General features: G+C 36.1%; 14 protein-coding genes. 7 read left to right on the top strand and 7 right to left on the bottom strand.

From position 1 onward, the window contains the following. Positions 1-55 precede the first annotated feature (55 nt). The 7 genes from KHA90_RS00165 to KHA90_RS00195 all read right to left on the bottom strand — a co-directional run bounded on the left by KHA90_RS00165 (position 56) and on the right by KHA90_RS00195 (position 7,843). Positions 56-958 (bottom strand): magnesium transporter CorA family protein, encoded by a 903-nt coding sequence (locus tag KHA90_RS00165; RefSeq protein WP_213293541.1) that lies wholly within the window; start codon positions 956-958, stop codon positions 56-58. An 18-nt stretch (positions 959-976) separates the two neighbouring features. Next, positions 977-2,020 (bottom strand): glycoside hydrolase family 130 protein, encoded by a 1,044-nt coding sequence (locus tag KHA90_RS00170; RefSeq protein WP_213293543.1) that lies wholly within the window; start codon positions 2,018-2,020, stop codon positions 977-979. A gap of 326 nt (positions 2,021-2,346) precedes the next feature. Beyond that, positions 2,347-2,868: a PPC domain-containing DNA-binding protein gene (locus KHA90_RS00175; RefSeq protein ID WP_213293545.1), complete on the bottom strand. Its 522-nt coding sequence runs from the start codon at positions 2,866-2,868 to the stop codon at positions 2,347-2,349. 45 nt (positions 2,869-2,913) lie between these two features. Next, the gene (locus tag KHA90_RS00180; protein WP_213293547.1) at positions 2,914-5,154 is read right to left on the bottom strand and encodes a xanthine dehydrogenase family protein molybdopterin-binding subunit; all 2,241 of its coding nucleotides are present in this window, start codon (positions 5,152-5,154) and stop codon (positions 2,914-2,916) included. Positions 5,155-5,179: 25 nt separating this feature from the next. After that, positions 5,180-6,199: an FAD binding domain-containing protein gene (locus KHA90_RS00185; RefSeq protein ID WP_213293549.1), complete on the bottom strand. Its 1,020-nt coding sequence runs from the start codon at positions 6,197-6,199 to the stop codon at positions 5,180-5,182. Continuing rightward, the gene (locus tag KHA90_RS00190; protein ID WP_213293551.1) at positions 6,192-6,680 is read right to left on the bottom strand and encodes a (2Fe-2S)-binding protein; all 489 of its coding nucleotides are present in this window, start codon (positions 6,678-6,680) and stop codon (positions 6,192-6,194) included. The genes KHA90_RS00185 and KHA90_RS00190 overlap by 8 nt, the downstream gene beginning before the upstream one ends. 41 nt (positions 6,681-6,721) lie before the next feature. Continuing rightward, positions 6,722-7,843, bottom strand: coding sequence for an NAD(P)-dependent alcohol dehydrogenase (locus KHA90_RS00195; protein ID WP_213293553.1), 1,122 nt, complete (start codon positions 7,841-7,843; stop codon positions 6,722-6,724). Positions 7,844-8,539: 696 nt separating this feature from the next. On the opposite strand from KHA90_RS00195, the gene KHA90_RS00200 reads away from it, so the two are divergent. From KHA90_RS00200 to KHA90_RS00230, 7 genes are all read left to right on the top strand, one after another. After that, positions 8,540-9,949: an MFS transporter gene (locus KHA90_RS00200; protein ID WP_213293555.1), complete on the top strand. Its 1,410-nt coding sequence runs from the start codon at positions 8,540-8,542 to the stop codon at positions 9,947-9,949. A 135-nt stretch (positions 9,950-10,084) separates the two neighbouring features. Further along, a complete protein-coding gene (locus KHA90_RS00205) occupies positions 10,085-11,104 on the top strand; it encodes a LacI family DNA-binding transcriptional regulator (protein WP_213293557.1) in 1,020 nt (339 codons plus the stop codon). 53 nt (positions 11,105-11,157) lie between these two features. After that, a complete protein-coding gene (locus tag KHA90_RS00210) occupies positions 11,158-12,084 on the top strand; it encodes a carbohydrate kinase family protein (RefSeq protein WP_213293559.1) in 927 nt (308 codons plus the stop codon). An 11-nt stretch (positions 12,085-12,095) separates the two neighbouring features. Then, positions 12,096-13,361 (top strand): sugar MFS transporter, encoded by a 1,266-nt coding sequence (locus KHA90_RS00215; RefSeq protein ID WP_213293561.1) that lies wholly within the window; start codon positions 12,096-12,098, stop codon positions 13,359-13,361. Positions 13,362-13,373: 12 nt separating this feature from the next. Further along, positions 13,374-14,219 (top strand): sugar phosphate isomerase/epimerase family protein, encoded by an 846-nt coding sequence (locus KHA90_RS00220; RefSeq protein WP_213293564.1) that lies wholly within the window; start codon positions 13,374-13,376, stop codon positions 14,217-14,219. Between the two features lie 215 nt (positions 14,220-14,434). Then, positions 14,435-15,118 (top strand): response regulator transcription factor, encoded by a 684-nt coding sequence (locus KHA90_RS00225; RefSeq protein WP_213293568.1) that lies wholly within the window; start codon positions 14,435-14,437, stop codon positions 15,116-15,118. Continuing rightward, positions 15,115-16,488 carry a HAMP domain-containing sensor histidine kinase gene (locus KHA90_RS00230; RefSeq protein ID WP_213293570.1) on the top strand — a complete coding sequence of 458 codons (1,374 nt, stop codon included), beginning with the start codon at positions 15,115-15,117 and terminating at the stop codon, positions 16,486-16,488. The genes KHA90_RS00225 and KHA90_RS00230 overlap by 4 nt, the downstream gene beginning before the upstream one ends. The last annotated feature ends 28 nt before the right edge of the window (positions 16,489-16,516 follow it).

Consider the following 16,516-nt stretch of genomic DNA (forward strand, 5'->3'; position numbering starts at 1 on the left):
ACTCTGCGGTAAAATTCTTAAAGCATTTAAAATCTGTGGTAAAAAATTCGCAAAACTAAAGCCATTTCTTTCTTTTAAACCAAAGAAAAATAACGATCGAAACCACCACCATTACAATCATTGTAATAGGATATGCATAGTAATAATTAAGTTCCGGCATAAATTTGAAATTCATTCCGTAGATTCCTGCTATAAAAGTCAATGGCATGAAAAAAACCGAAAATACCGTCAATACTTTCATCACTTCATTTGTTTTTCTGGCAGATAATGAAAGATAAATATTGAGTAATTCTTTGGCATCTTCCTGAACCTGATCGTTGAGCATCAAAAGTTTAGTATGTAAATCGTGAACATCGCGAAGTGCCGGAGCTTCTTCTCCTTCTGCCCGAATGGAATTCACCACTTCATTACTTAACAAGAGCAACTTTTTATATAGCCCTGCCCTGTTTTTCAGGTAATAAATTGCCTCGATCATATCTGTCGCGATATTTTTCTTCAGAAATAATTTCGATTCATAACCGTCAATTTCGTTAGAAAGATTTATAGCCGGCTGTTCGAATGAATGCAATGCATCACGCACAATATGAATCGCGATTCCTGTGCTGGTTTTCACTTTTCCGGTATCAACAAAATTTTGTTTTACAGCAGCAATTAAGGGCTGCGAGGTACGGTGCAATGTGATGATAAAGGATTCGTTATAAAAAATCGCAATTTTACAACTCAGGCTCTGAACCGTTTGCAGCTTTTCCTTGTTCTCGTTTACAACTCTTATAATGATGAAATGTGTATTATTATGTTCCTCAAATTTAGGAAGATGATCCGGATCAAGACAATCTAATAATGCATAGGAATTAAGATTGTACTTTTTACTAATAGCCGAAAGTTCCTCGCTTGTTGGGTCAACAACATCAATCCAGGTAATTTCAGAATCTTTTATAGTACAATTAGTTATAGGCATTTTGTTTTTTTTTATGAATTAAGCAGTAGTTGAAATCTTAACTGAAGATTCTTCGGGAATGTGAACTTTATGCGAAAGAAGTTCTTCAAGTAACTCCTGCATAGGGATTGATGCACAGGCAATACAATCATCTGCAGCACCGTAATAAATATAAATTTCATCATCGATAACGGCGGTTCCGCTTGGGAAACACACATTATTGACATAACCGTTTAATTCAAATTCCTGATCCGGTGCAAAAAGTGGCTGAGGCAACCTCGCAATTTCTTTTGACGGATCTTCTAAATCCAGTAAAGCTGCACACGCCACATATGTATGCCCTTTTTCAGTATCATGAACGCCGTGATAAATTAATATCCAGCCTTCAGGAGTTTCTATTGGCGGAGCGCCGTTTCCTAAATAGGAGAATTCGTGATCGTGATCCGGATCAAGCACAATATGTTTGCAAAATTCCAGCATGTATTCGCGCCAGAATTCAGGCGTTAAATCCTCAAGCGAATCAACACAGGCAATTTGAACACCCGGATGAATCCGATGTAAAAAGTATAATTTATCGTTAATTCGTCTCGGAAAAAAAACCACATTTTTATCCCAGACATAACCTTCACTTCCTGTACTTGGCGTAAAATATTTGTTGTTAAGTCCTGGTTGTCCCTGCAGTAATCCTTTAAGATCGTACCCTTTTATTTGCGGAACAACGATTCCGTGTTTCGTGAATGTTTTTAAATCTGATGAAGTGGCAACACATCCAAACGCGTTTTCTCCATCATAACCACAATAGGAAAGATAAAACAAATCATCAATTTTGACGATTCTGGGATCTTCAACGCCGTGTTTTTCATTAGGAAGTGTGGGAATTAAAACCGGAACATCAAGCTGACTTTCAATTGTTAAAGGATCTTTGAAAACGCAATATCCAATTGTAGAATGATTGCCTTTGGCAACGGCACGGTAAAACATATGGATTTTTCCGCCATCGTAAATAACCGCAGGATTAAGAACGCCATCACGTTCAAAATCCAAATCTCTTTTGGTCAAAACCAAACCATGTTTTTGTAGCATATATTTCAAAAATTCATTAAAATTTAAAAAATAAATATACTGCTGAGAGGTGAAATAAATTTACACAAAATCAGTAAACTCTTTCAGAATTACAAGGCTTTTGAATTTCTTTTTTGCAGAGATGAAATTTTCTTTTTGCCACAGATTAAAATGATAAAATGATTTTTTTAATCTTAAAAATAATGTTATGCAATAAATCTTTCGGAAAATCGCCCAGGTTTGTCATTTTGACTTTAAACTTTGCGTCTTAGCGACTTTGCGAGATTAATTTTATTTCCCAAAAGCTTAACTTAATGACATTTGAGCTATCAAAAGCAGCAAAAAAACTATTTTATACAAGACAATTGCAAAATATTCGCATTTAGTGGTTGTTCTATTTTACGTTCGAGTTTTTCCTGATTGAGCGTGATATAAATTTCCATTGAACCAGTTCCTACTTTTAAGCCCAAAATATGACCGCCGTAAGCATTGAATTTATCATCGGTTGCTATTCCGTGAATATGAATGGATGGTTTTTCTCCATTCCAGGCAATCGATCCCGTGAGATTTCCCATTTCTACTTTTTCGAATTTCTTCGGATTAAATTTCTTTTCTTTATTATCATAAAAGCCAAATGTAACTTCGCTTCCAAAACCAATTCCCGTAAAATTTGCAAACGGAATTTTTTCCTGCTGAGCGAGATTTTCGATTAATGCCAATACATCATCGCCTTGGCGTAAAACCATTAAATAACCCGTTGTAGTTTTTATATAACGACATTTTGAAGCATCATTTTGTTGCGCTTGCGCGAAAGTTGAAGCGAAACACAACAATAGAATTAAAAATAAATTGTTCCTTAATACTTTCATTTTAGTAGAATTATTAGGTTAATAGAAAATATTCTAAAATCATTTTTATGAAATCAATTGGTCAAAATGTATGGGTAAATTGTGAATTCTTCGTCCTGTTGCGTGAAAAATAGCGTTTGCAATTGCCGGCGGCATTCCCACAATTCCTATTTCTCCAATTCCTTTTACGCCCAAATCGTTGACAAAATTATCATCTTCTTTTACAAAAATAGCTTTCAAATCCTGAACATCTGCATGAACCGGAATATGATATTCTGCAAGATTGGCGTTCATATATTTTCCGAAACGATTGTCCAGAATTGTTTCTTCGTGCAACGCTTTACTTATTCCCCATATCATTCCACCCAAAATCTGACTTTCGGCAGTTTTAGGATTTATAATTTTTCCTGCTGCAACGGCGGTTACGGCTCGTTTTACTTCTATCATTCCTAACTCTTCATCGACTTCAACTTCTACAAAAACTGCACTGTGAACGGCTCTCGCTTTTTTTCCGTGTCGTAAAGGATTTGGCATTGCCGTACTTGTGGTTTGCGTTGCTTTTAGATTATTTTCTTCGAAAATTTGCTTTACACTCACTTTTACATTTAAGTCACTTTTCAGGATTATAAAACCCTGATCAAAAATTACCTCTTTAAATTTAGCTTTCGCCAAAGGAGAATTTTTCAGGACTTTAGCTTTATTAAATAACCTCTTGTTCATTGATCTACAAGCTTCCTGAACTGCAGGACCAACAGTTGCAACGGTGAAAGATCCGCCTTGTATGGGCGCAAAAGGCATTTTACTATCGGCATATAAAAACGTAATATCTTCAATAGGCAATCCTAATTCGTCTGATGCGATTTGCGTCATTACCGTTAAAGTTCCCGTTCCTATATCGGTTACGGCATTTTTAATTTCTACTTTTAAATCCTTTGTCATCGTGATTTCGGCTCTGGCCAAAAGTCGGTTTGCTTCCCAGATTCCCGTTGCCATTCCGTAACCTACAAGTTTATTGCCGCGTTTCATACTTCGGGGTTCCGGATTTCGGTTTTTCCACCCAAAACTTTCTGCGCCTTGCAAGTAACATTCTTTCAATTCTTTACTTGAATATTCCTTTCCCGACGTTGTATCAATATCCGAATAATTGATCAATCGCAATTCAAGCGGATCAATTTTTAATTTATAGGCAAGTTCATCCATTGTAATTTCAATGGCATGCATTCCGGTGCTTCCGCCCGGAGCGCGCATATCAAGCGGACTATAAACATCTAACGGAACTAATTCGTGTTCCAGCAAGGTGTTTTCTACAGGATATAGCATTTGCGCCCAGTTTACAACAGTTTCTACATAATCTTCAAATTGCGAAGTTTCCCCAATTGCTTTGTGATATGCGGCATTTAGTTTTCCGTTTTCATCTGCGCCAAATTTCGTGGTTTGAAGCGTTGGCGGTCGATGTCCGAACGTGTACATTTGTGCTCTGTCAAGCGTAACACGAACATTTCGTTTTAGTTTAAGCGAAGCCATTACTGCCATAAATAGCTGGTATTGCGGACGAAGTCCTGAACCAAAACCTCCGCCAACAAATGGCGCGATAACCTGAACATTTTTCATTTTTAAACCAAAAACGTTCGCCACATACATTTGCGAATTGATGGTTCCCTGTGTTTTATCGTATATTTTAAGTTTTTCTTTTCCTTCGTAAACCACAGTCGTTGCAAACATTTCCATCGGATTATGATGTTCTGTTCCGTGTGTAAAATCACTTTCGATTTTTGCGAAAGATGCCTGATACGCTTTGCCAAAATCTCCTTTTGGTTTTGGTGGAGGCGGTTTCAACATCGATGCTAATCCTTTTTTAGGTTCTCGGGCTTTGCCTTTGTTTCCGGAAAGATCTGTTGAAAATTCTTCTTCGGTGTAAACCACTTTTATTAAATGTGCTGCATAACGCGCCATTTCAAAAGTTTCGGCAACGACCAAAGCAATTGGCTGACCGTTATATTTTATTTCGTTGTCTTTTAAGGGTTTGAAAACCGTTCCGGGTGGAGCATCCATATCTGCATATTGCAAATCAAACCAAGCCGTCGAAGGTTGGTTTTCATGCGTCAAAATTGATATTATTCCGTCCAGTTTTTCAGCTTCAGCGGTATCAATTGACTTTATTTTTCCTTTTGTGATCGTGCTGTTCACGACGTATCCGTACAATAAATTGTCAACATTATATTCGCCAGAATATTTTGCAGTTCCTGTAACTTTTTGAACGCCTTCTAAACGGTTTATCGGTTGTCCTATTGAGGGTAATTTTGTCATAACTTTAATTTTAGGTTTCGATGTATTATAAAGAAGGTTTTGCCCCCGGACGCTGTGATTCAGGATCAAGCGCCATGAAACAATTACGTATAATCGCTCTTTTTGCCAGATCAATCTTAAAATCGTTATGTTCATAACCTTTTGCACCTTCGAGAATAATATCCGCAGCAGCGGCAAAATGCTCTCTTAGAGGTTCTTTGTCTTTCAGGAAATATTCGGCTTCCAGAATGCGCCACGGTTTATGCGCAACACCGCCAAGCGCAATTCTGGCGTTTTTGATAATTCCGTTTTCAAGATCTAAACCTGTTGCCACAGATACCAAAGCGAAGGAATACGACGCTCTGTCACGTAATTTCAAGTACGAATAATTGTTTGCAAATCCCATTTCAGGAAGATCAATTCCGGTGATAATTTCGCCTTGTTTTAAATTATTATCCAGATCCGGCGTATTTCCCGGAAGCCTGTGAAAGGTTTTAAATTCTAAAGTCCGGTCGCCTTCAGGACCTGTAATATTCACCACGGCATCTAAAGCCGCGAGCGCCACACACATATCCGACGGAAAAACAGCAATACAATTATCACTTTGCCCTAAAATGGCGTGAATTCTATTGTATCCTTTTATAGCCGAACATCCTGAACCTGGTTCTCGTTTGTTGCAAGGTGTATTAATATCATAAAAATAATAACATCTTGTGCGTTGCAAAAGGTTTCCCCCATTGGTCGCCATATTCCTGATTTGCGCCGATGCTCCTGCAAGTATCGCTTTAGATAATAACGGATAATGTTGTTCAATAATGGGATGATAGGCCGTTTCGGCATTGGTAAGTAATGCGCCAATTCTGATCCCGCCATTATCAAGACGAATAACCGAATGATTATCGATAACCGGATTTATATCTACGAGTTTTTTTGCCGAAGTGACAAAATATTTTAAAAGGTCATTTATATTTGTTCCTCCCGCAACAATTTTATTTCCGGAATCATTGCTGAGTTCAGCAACTGCCTGACCTATGTCGTTTGTTTTTATGTATGAGAAATTATTCATGGTAGCTTTCCTGTTTTTTCACTTTCATTATTGCATCGATTATACCTTTACTGGCACCACATCTACAAAGATTTCCGCTCATCAATTCCTGAACATCTTCTCTGTTTTTTGCTTTATTTTCATTCAGCATTCCAATCGCGCTGCATATTTGTCCAGGCGTACAATAACCGCATTGAAAAGCATCGCATTCAATAAAAGCCTGTTGTACGGGATGCAGATTTTCTCCATCGGCAACGCCTTCAATAGTTGTAATTTCTGCACCGTCTTTCATCACAGCAAGTGTCAAACAACTTAGTACCCGTTTTCCGTCGACCAAAACAGTACAAGCGCCGCATTGCCCGTGATCGCAGCCTTTTTTTGTTCCAGTGAGATCTATTTTTTCCCGAAGCGCGTCAAGCAACGAAACCCAGGGCAAAAGATGGAGATGATGATCGTGTCCGTTTACATTTAGTACTATTGCGTGAGTTTCATTTGTTTGCATGGCGTATTTATTTAGTTCGTACTATATTTAAAATCAAGAAATTAGGCTTTCTCAGAATCTACTTTAAGTGATTCCATATCAATAACATATCTAAAACGAACTTCTTCGTCTTTGATTTTATCAAATGCTTTATTAATATCTTTAATATCGATCATTTCTACCTGAGGTAAAATATTATGTTCCGCACAAAAATCCAGCACTTCCTGAGTTTCTGCAATTCCGCCAATTAAGGAACCAGCAACAGATCTCCCAAATTTTGCGACTTCCATATTATTGGTTGGTGATTTATAAGGTCCTAATAAACCAACAGTTACAATTGTTCCTCTTGGTGCTAAAAGACTGATGTAAGGTGTAATATCAAAACTTTCAGGAATGGTGCAAAGTAAAAAATCAAAAGATGTTTCCTTTGCTTTCATTGCCTTTTCATCTTCAGAAATCAATACATCATCAGCGCCAAGTTCAAGCGCTAACGAACGTTTCTCTTCCTTAGTTGTAATCGCAGTAACTTTTGCTCCCATGGCTCTGGCAATCATAACCCCCATATGTCCTAAACCGCCAATACCAATGATTCCCACCGAATCTCCTCTTTTTACTCCCCAATGTTTTAACGGGGAATATGTAGTAACTCCAGCGCATAAAATAGGTGCGGCTGCAGAATATTTTAAGCTATTTGGAATACTCAAAACAAAGGAATCTTTGACAACAATATGTGTTGAGAATCCGCCAAAAGTATTATAATCAGAACCATCAGGTTTAAAATATCCGTTATACGTCATGGTTTGCGCAACTGGTCCAAGGCAAAATTGTTCTTGGCCATCCTGACAAGATTTACATTCCTGACAAGAATCGATCATACAGCCCACTCCTACTATATCGTTTACAGAAAATTTAGAAACTCCGCTTCCGGCTTCAATTACTTTACCTATAATTTCATGTCCCGGAACGCACGGATAAATCGTATTATTCCAGTCGTTATTGACCTGATGAATATCTGAATGGCAAACACCGCAATACAAAATTTCTATTAAAACTTCGTCTACTTTTGGTTTATACCTTTCTATTTCAATAGGTTCCAGAGTTTTTCCTCCAAAAATATTTCCTGATGCTCCGTATGCTTTGGTAACAAATTTTTTAGATTCGTCGAATATGATTGTATTGCTCATAATTAAAATTTAAGGTTTGTATTTTTATTGTCTAAAGCGAGTAACATTCCACTCATTTCCAGTCGATTAAAATTACTTGACAAGAATCGTATTATTTTATACTATTCAATCTTATTCTTACAGGAATCCAATTAAGGAGGTTTTTATGCGATGAAAATTTAATAGGCAACACGTTGACTTTTTAACACATAGAAACATGGGGAATGTTTTAAACTTAAAGTGCATTTCACTTTTAATCAATTCGTCCCTTATACTCAATGTCATTAAGTAAGCTTTAGAAAATAAAATTATTGCAAACCAAATCCGTTTTTATCCGCGTTTTTACGAGTAAATCTGTTTTATCCGCGTCAAAATTAGACGCTGATTTTACTGATTCGCTAACGCGAAAACGCTGATAAAAACGGATTTTTTCTAATTACTTTCTTGATTAACTGTTAAGTGATTTTATAGATTTCCATTAACTTAATGACATTGCCCGATGCTTCGCGACTATGTGAAAGAAACTTGTTTCTCATTCACAATCTTTGTAAACTATGAAATCTATGTTCCGATAGCTATTGGAACTATGTGTTAAATATTTTTGCATTAAAACTTTCAAAAACTAGAAAGCTCTTTACAATAAGATTTCTTAAATTTGAGATAATCCAATTCTCTTACTTTGATAGTAGATTATTAAAACGTTTCAACCCTAAGAATATGAATACAATTCCCGCCGAACAAAACATAGAAACCACCAAAAAAGTATTACCCATAATTCTGGCAACTTCTATTTTTATGCAAATGCTGGATTCAACGATTCTAAATACTTCGATCACCTCAATTGCCAGAGATTTACACGAATCACCGCTCGAAATGCAAAACGCAATTATTAGTTATGTATTAACGCTGGCACTTTTTATGCCCGTTAGCGGATTTTTATCTGATAAATTCGGAACCAGACGAATCTTTATTTTTGCCTTGTTTTTATTTAGTATTGGATCATTATTATGTGCGCTTTCGCAGAGTTTAACGCATCTTGTAATTGCGCGTGTCGTTCAGGGAATTGGCGGAAGTTTAATGACACCAGTAGGGAAACTGGCTCTTATTAGAACATTTCCTAAAAATGAATTATTAAAAGCCATGAACTTTGCCATAATTCCTGCATTAATTGGTCCCGTTTTAGGACCGCTTGTTGGTGGTTATATGGTTGATTATTTATCTTGGCACTGGATATTTTTAATCAATATTCCGTTTGGATTAATCGGGATAATCTTAAGTTTAAAATACATGCCGGATTACAAATCGCCCATTATCGATTTTGATTTAAAAGGCTTTTTGATTTTTGCCGCCGCCTCGCTCCTATTATCTATTTCGCTGGAATTATTCGGCAATACCGTTCGTGTATCGCCAGTTTTATTGATTTTAATGGGCGGATTTTTAATGTTGTATTGGTATTATCGCCACGCCATTACGGACAATAATCCAATTTTTCCTTTGAATTTATTTAAGGTCAGAACATTCCGAGTTGGGATTATTGGCAATTTAGCGACACGTTTGGGATTTAGTTCCATTCCGCTTTTATTGCCTATGATGATTCAGATTGCTTACGGACAATCAGCAGTTACATCTGGTTGGATTGTTGCGCCAATGGCATTAACGGCAATGTTTGGGAAATCTGCCGTGATAGGAATTTTAAACAAATTTGGTTATCGTAAAACCTTAATGGTCAATACTTTTATTATTGGAGCTTTGATTTGTGCATTAGCGATTCCGTCGATTCATACTTCCATTTACTGGTATGTTCCAATCATATCGGTTTTGGGGTTCTTTAACTCGATTCAGTTTACATCTATGAACTCTATTTCAATTGCCGACTTACGAGTCTATCACACCAGCAGTGGGAATTCATTAGTTTCTGTGAATCAGCAATTAGCAATAGGTTTTGGGATTGCTTTTGGTCTTTTGGTACTTAAAATATTTCAGGGCGATGTAAAACTAATTCATAACGAAATTCATAATGCATTTCGTTATACATTTTTGGTTGTAGGTTTCTTAACGATCTTATCAGGTTTCGTTTTCAGACGATTGCATTTTAAAGATGGTGATAATTTAAAATCTGCCAAATAAAATTATCATAACTATTATTTTTTTGATCTAAATTGAAAATATAACAATTTTTAACTTTTCAAGCCTTAATTTTTCTATTATAAAGTTTTGCTTAAACGTTTAACTTAATTATATTTGCATTCAGAAATCGATGTAGTGAAAAGAATTTCCATAAAAGATGTAGCATTAAAAGCAGGCGTATCTATCGCCTCAGTTTCTTATGTACTTAACAATAAGATTGATAGCCGCATTGGGAAAGATACCATCGAGAAAGTTAAAAAAGCTGCCGAAGAACTTAATTATCGCCCTAATAATGTTGCTAAAAGCCTAAAAACCCAACGCACTCATATTATAGGACTTATTGTAGCTGATATTGCAAATCCCTACTTTTCGCAAATTGCCAGAATAATTGAAGATGAAGCCAATAAAATAGGCTACACCTTATTAATAGGAAGTTCTGATGAAAACGCAGAAAAATTTGAAAGCCTGATCAATATGTTTTGTGACCGTCAGGCGGATGGATTAATCATTGCGCCCGTTGAAAACACAAAAGCCTGTTTGCAGAAATTACAAAAACAAAAAATGCCTTTTGTATTGATTGACAGACATTTTCCTGAAATTGAAGCCGATACTATTCAAATCAACAACTACGATATCAGTTATAAAGTAACTGAACATCTTATAAATAATAGCTATAAAAACATTCATCTTGTAGCTTACAAAACGCATCTTGAACATTTGTTGCAAAGAACTCAGGGTTTTAAAGATGCTTTGAAAAAACAGACTTCCGAAAAAAATAATATCCTGAATATCAACAAAGACGATATCGACCAGGATATTAATAGTGGTTTTGAGGATTTATTTAAAAATTCAAAAATCAAACCCGATGCTGTATTTTTTACCAGCAATAAACTCGCTGTTTCCGGACTTAAAAAACTCATGAAATTAGGATTAAATATTCCGCAGGATGTTGCTATCGTAGCTTTTGATGAAACCGAAGCCTATGAACTTTTTGCCACCCCATTAACTTTTGTGAGACAACCGCTTGCTGCCATAGGAACAACCGCAGTAGAAATTTTGCACAATAAAATTACAAATCAATTAGCACCATTACAACACATTGTATTGAATGCTGAATTGCATATTGACCAATCTTCGCAACCTAAAATTAACTAACTTTTTTTATTTACCAATTTGCTTAAACGTTTAATCAAAAAAAATAAACAATCATGAAACAACTAACTAAACCGTCTGTATTTTGTTATGGAGAAGTATTATGGGATATTTTCCCTGAAGGAGCACGTGCAGGAGGAGCGCCATTTAATGTAGCGTATAATTTAATGCGAATGGGCATTGACGCACATATGATTAGCCGTGTAGGAAATGACAAACTTGGAAATGATCTTTTGGCTCAATTAACCAATTGGAATATCAGCACAGAAGACAGTCAAATCGACACTAACAGTCCTACAGGAACTGTAATTGCACATATTGATGAACATAACGAAGCGCATTATGATATTATCCAGCCTGTTGCGTGGGATTTTATAGAATTCAGAAATGATTATACAGAGAAAATAAGCAACGCATCGGCGTTTGTATTTGGAAGTTTGATTACACGAAATGAAGTTTCAAGAAATACTTTATTCGAATTATTGGAAGTTGCCAAATTCAAAGTTTTTGATGTCAACATTCGTCCGCCTCATTATTCGATTCCGGTTATAAAAGACCTTCTTTATAAAGCCGATTTAGTTAAAATGAACAAAGCCGAACTTCGATTAATCCTTGACTTTTTAAACAAAGATTATATCAGTGAAGATGACGGAATTCGTTATATCCAGAACACATTTACTATCAACGAAGTTTTGATAAGCAAAGGCAGTAAAGGCGCGGTTTACTATAATGGAGAACAACATTATGACGCTCCGGCAGTTCCAGTAACCATTCAGGATACAGTAGGAAGCGGTGATGCATTTTTAGCCGGATTTTTATCCAAAAGAATTTTAAATGCTGACCCAATTGAAATTATGAATCAGGCAACGGCACTTGGCGCTTTTATCACTTCAAAAGAAGGCGCTTGTCCTAATTATACCTGGAGCGATTTTGAATCTTTCAAAATAAAAAATGACGTTTACGGAAAAATATTTAACGAATAATAAGATCAAAAATGAAGTCTGAAGCTAAATTCACCGAAAAAAAATATACAATTACCCTGATTTTTGTAATCTCTCTTTTTCTATTCTGGGCAATTGCCATTACCATGGGCGATGTTCTTAATAAACATTTCCAGAACGTATTACACATCAGTAAATCCGAATCTGGTTTGGTGCAATTGTCCATTTTTGGCGCGTATGCTATTATGGGAATTCCCGCAGGATTATTCATGAAAAAATACGGTTATAAAAAAGGCGTTTTGCTGGGCTTGTCGCTTTATGCACTTGGCGCATTTCTATTTATTCCCGCGGCGCAAAATGAATCTTTTTCGTATTTCAGGATTGCTTTGTTTATTCTTGCGTCAGGACTTGCAACGCTTGAAACCGTTGCGCATCCCTTTGTCGCTTCACTTGGTGATGAACGAACCAGCGATCAGCGAATTAATTTTGCTCAGTCTTTTAATGGTTTGGGTGCTATAATTGGACCTTTGTTAGGCGGATTTTTTATCCTGACTACAACAGGTGCAGATGGTTTGGAATCAGTAAAAACGTTATACATGGTTATTGGTTGTGTCATACTTGCGATAGGTATTGCATTTTGGTTTGTAAAAGTTCCTGCGTTGAAAAATGCGCATGGTGAAACAGAACAAGATACAAATGAACCTGAACATCAAGATGTTATCATCAACGCGCCATTATACCGCCAGCGTCATTTTATGTGGGCAGTTGTCGCACAGTTTTTTAACATTGGCGCACAAGGCGGAACCTGGGCTTATTTTATTAATTATGGTGTCGAAAAAACAGGTCTTGCCGACAATCAGGTGGCGTATTATTTTTCGCTAAGTATGGCAATGATGATGATTGGGCGTTTTATAGGCACTTTTTTAATGCGTTATATCGAACCTAACAAATTACTGGCGATTTATTGTCTGGCAAATATTGTTTTGTGTCTTGTGATTTCTCAAAGTTTCGGATGGATTTCGTTTATCGCCTTAATTATGCTGAACTTCTTTTTAAGCGTAATGTATCCAACAATTTTTAGCCTGGGATTAAAAAAACTCGGAAACAAAACTGAACAAGCTTCGTCATTTTTAGTAATGGCAATGTTTGGAGGCGCAGTTTTCCCTCCTATCATGGGATTTGTTGCGAATACTGATATTGCTTACGCGTATTTATTGCCAATTATTTGTTATCTGGTGATCTTTTTATTCGCCGTAAAATATTCGAAACCTAAAACTCTGGGGATTGTTCACAAACCAACTTCACCAAATTTAATTTAATACCACAGCAAAATGAAAATCAAACTTGGTGCTTCCCTCCTTTCGTGGATTACTCCCAACTGGACTGCTGAAGCGGGACATTATGCCATAAAAAAAACAGCACAAACTGGTTTTGACCTGATAGAAATACTATTGCCAACCAATATGGAATTTGATTCCGAAACGGTAAAAAAACAACTCAAAGAAAATAAACTCGATGTTGCCTGTTCGCTTAATCTCCCAAAAGAAGCTCATATTCCCTATTATCCTAAAGCGGCTTTGGAGCTTATTTGTAAAGCATTAGATAAAACCGCTGCTGTTGAAAGTACTTTTTTAGGTGGTGTTTTACATAGCGGAATTGGCGTTTTTAACGGAAATCCTGTTACAATTTATGAAAAAGAAATTGTCATTAATGTTTTGGGAGAAGCCGCACTTTATGCCCAAAAATTAGGCATCACGATTGGTATTGAACCTATAAACCGTTACGAAAGCTACGTTTGTAATACCGCCGCAAATGTTTTAGAAATTATTGATAAAACTACAACCAATCTTGCAGTTCATCTGGACACTTTTCACATGAATATTGAAGAAAATAATTTTTATGATCCGATTATTGCTTCGGGGAAAAAGCTAAAACATTTGCACATCACCGAAAGTAATCGCGGAATGCCTGGCGAAGGAACGGTGAATTGGGACGCACTTTTTAAAGGTTTAAAAGACATCAATTTTGAAGGAAATCTGGTTCTGGAGAATTTCTCCTCTTCAATAGCAGGAATGCAGCAAGCGGTTTCGTTATGGCAGACTTCTCCTCATAATGCAGAAGAATTAGCAATTGGGAGTTTGAATTTTATGAGGAAAAAAATAGAGGATTTGGATTGAAACTCTTTTTAAACACCTAGTCCGATAGCTATCGGGATAGGTTTCATAGTTTGAAAAGATTATTAAAAAGAAGTAAGTTTCTTTCACATAACTATGTCTACAGATGTAAAGTAAAGCGTCTTTTTTTGAGTTTGCAAAATCTATGTTCCGATAGCTATCGGAACTATGTGTTAAAACAATTACGCGCAAAAAACCAAAAATTAAAAATATATTTCATGCATATTTTAATTATCGAAGATGATCAACGCGTTGCTGATCTGATTCAAAGAGGATTAGAAGAACAGGGGTTTTCAACTTCTGTAGCTTATGATGGCGTTTCTGGGTTAAAAATGGTCTTGCACAATGACTTTGATTTTGTGATCACAGATATTATTCTGCCTAAAATGGACGGACTGGATTTGAGCAGGGAAATTAGAAGTTTAAAACCTGAGATGCCTATTATTATGTTAACCGCATTAGGCACTACAGATGATAAAATTGATGGTTTTGATGCCGGAGCCGATGATTATATGGTTAAACCATTTGAGTTAAGGGAACTAATTGTACGCATTAAAACACTATATAAGAGATACCAATATCGCAGTTCAAATCCGGGTTTTATGCTAAAATTCAGCGATCTTGAAATGAATCTGAATACTAAAATCGTGAAACGAAATAATGTTGATATCAGCTTAACGCCAAAGGAATTCAAACTGCTGGAATATATGATGCAAAACTCAGAACGTGTACTTTCTCGCAATGAAATTTCTGAAAAAGTCTGGGAAACCAATTTTGATACCGGAACTAATTTCATCGACGTTTACATCAATTATCTTCGGAAAAAAATAGATAAAAATTTCGATACAAAACTCATTCACACTAAATCAGGAATGGGCTTTATTCTAAAAATCGAAGAATGAAAATTACCTTTAAGCTTACCATCCTTTTTACGTTTATAACCGCAGAAATTTTATTTTTATTTGCGTTTATCATTTTTCAATATGCAAAAAATGACCGCGAAGCTGAATTTTATGACCGAATAAAAATCAAGGCGTATGTGAAAGGCGAATTATTTTTTGATGCAAAAGCGTCTGCAACAACGCTTCAGGATATTCACATGAACAATCTAAAAGTGATGAACGAAGCCGAAATTGCAATTTATGACGCTGATTTCAACTTACTTTTTCATGATAATCAGGCAAGTGACCGCATCAAGGAAACCCCTGAAATGCTGACTAAAATCCTTAAAAAAGGAGAATTGCAATCGTATATTGGCGAGTGGCAAATGATTGGTGTAACGTATCATTTTGGCAGTAAAAAATACATCATCACTTCCATTGCTTACGATCATTACGGTTATAATAAAATCGATGATATGTACACGCATATGGTTTATGCGTATATCTTTTCGATTGTTGTGATTTGTCTTTCGGGACTTTTTTTTGCTAGAAAAGCGTTCGAACCTGTGAAGGCAATGACGAGAAAAGTTAACAAAATTACCGCCAGTAAATTCAATGTGCGACTGGAAGTTAAAAGCAGTAAAGACGAGCTTTCGGCGTTAGCCAATACGTTTAACGAAATGCTCGACCGACTCGAAAATTCCTTTGAAACCCAAAAAAGTTTCGTTTCTAATATTTCGCATGAACTACGAACGCCACTTTCGGCAATAATTGCAGAATTAGAACTTTCATTATCAAAAAGTCATAAGAAAAAAGGATATCGGGAAGCCATTCAAAATACACTTCTTGATGCACAGCGTCTGGTACGATTATCATCAAGTTTGCTCGATCTCGCAAAAGCCAGTTATGATCCATCTGAGATTTCGTTTAAGGAAATTAGAATTGATGAAATTTTGCTTGATGCGCGCCAAATGGAGCAAAAACTAAATGCCAAACATAAAATTGATATTCATTTTGATGTCGATTTTGAGAACGATCAGGAAATGCTGATTTCAGGAAATGAGTATTTATTAAAAGTTGCTTTTGCCAATATCTTCAATAACGGCTGCAAATATTCATTTGATAAAAGATGTTCCGTAAATGTCTCTTTCGAAAATTCTAAGATTATTCTAATTTTCTCCAACAAAGGAATCGGAATTAATCCTGACGAATTAGATTCAATTTTTAAACCATTCTTTCGGGGAGAAAACAAACAAATCGCTCACGGTAACGGAATTGGGCTTTCGCTCACGCAAAAAATAATTGTACTTCATAAAGGGAATATCTCTGTAACTTCTCAAAAAAACAAAGAAACAAGCTTTACAGTTATGTTGCCTTTAGCCTCTTTCTAATGAAATTCTAATATTTTTCTATATCCTT

It is taken from the genome of Flavobacterium psychroterrae (assembly GCF_018380615.1).
Taxonomy (GTDB): Bacteria; Bacteroidota; Bacteroidia; order Flavobacteriales; family Flavobacteriaceae; genus Flavobacterium; species Flavobacterium psychroterrae.

Bases quoted from the DNA above. Each gene is read 5' to 3' on its own strand.
- KHA90_RS00165 (WP_213293541.1), bottom strand. From the start codon at position 958: ATGCCTATAACTAATTGTACTATAAAAGATTCTGAAATTACCTGGATT.
- KHA90_RS00170 (WP_213293543.1), bottom strand. From the start codon at position 2,020: ATGCTACAAAAACATGGTTTGGTTTTGACCAAAAGAGATTTGGATTTT.
- KHA90_RS00175 (WP_213293545.1), bottom strand. From the start codon at position 2,868: ATGAAAGTATTAAGGAACAATTTATTTTTAATTCTATTGTTGTGTTTC.
- KHA90_RS00180 (WP_213293547.1), bottom strand. From the start codon at position 5,154: ATGACAAAATTACCCTCAATAGGACAACCGATAAACCGTTTAGAAGGC.
- KHA90_RS00185 (WP_213293549.1), bottom strand. From the start codon at position 6,199: ATGAATAATTTCTCATACATAAAAACAAACGACATAGGTCAGGCAGTT.
- KHA90_RS00190 (WP_213293551.1), bottom strand. From the start codon at position 6,680: ATGCAAACAAATGAAACTCACGCAATAGTACTAAATGTAAACGGACAC.
- KHA90_RS00195 (WP_213293553.1), bottom strand. From the start codon at position 7,843: ATGAGCAATACAATCATATTCGACGAATCTAAAAAATTTGTTACCAAA.
- KHA90_RS00200 (WP_213293555.1), top strand. From the start codon at position 8,540: ATGAATACAATTCCCGCCGAACAAAACATAGAAACCACCAAAAAAGTA.
- KHA90_RS00210 (WP_213293559.1), top strand. From the start codon at position 11,158: ATGAAACAACTAACTAAACCGTCTGTATTTTGTTATGGAGAAGTATTA.
- KHA90_RS00215 (WP_213293561.1), top strand. From the start codon at position 12,096: ATGAAGTCTGAAGCTAAATTCACCGAAAAAAAATATACAATTACCCTG.
- KHA90_RS00220 (WP_213293564.1), top strand. From the start codon at position 13,374: ATGAAAATCAAACTTGGTGCTTCCCTCCTTTCGTGGATTACTCCCAAC.
- KHA90_RS00225 (WP_213293568.1), top strand. From the start codon at position 14,435: ATGCATATTTTAATTATCGAAGATGATCAACGCGTTGCTGATCTGATT.
- KHA90_RS00230 (WP_213293570.1), top strand. From the start codon at position 15,115: ATGAAAATTACCTTTAAGCTTACCATCCTTTTTACGTTTATAACCGCA.